General features: G+C 65.7%; 1 protein-coding gene. It reads left to right on the top strand.

Going from position 1 to position 306, the window contains the following annotated elements:
* Positions 1-268 (top strand): hypothetical protein (locus tag AC0IYH_RS30665; RefSeq protein ID WP_471837931.1); only part of this gene is annotated, 268 nt, incomplete at its 5' end.
* Between the last annotated feature and the right edge of the window lie 38 nt (positions 269-306).

Genomic DNA, 306 nt, shown 5'->3' with positions numbered 1-306 from the left:
CCTTCTCGTGTTCCTGAAGCCCCGTGTCACCTCGATCGAGGTGCCCGCCGCCTATCATGTCGAGACGCACGGCAGCCCGTGGGATTACGATCGCCGGGTGCCGATCCTGTTCTGGCGCAAGGGCATGACCGGCTTCGAACAGCCATTGTCGGTGGAAACGGTGGACATCATGCCGACTCTGGCGGCCACGATCGGGCTGAAGGTCGCCGGACAGGACGGGCGCTGCCTAGACCTCGATCCGGGCCCAGCGGATATCTGTTCCCGCTAAAATCCTCCCCGGACCGGGGAGGTGGCGCACCGCAGGCG

Source organism: Pseudomonas sp. AC463, assembly GCF_979253585.1.
The sequence above is the reverse complement of the archived record's forward strand: the minus strand, read 5'-3'. Positions and strand labels throughout refer to the sequence as shown.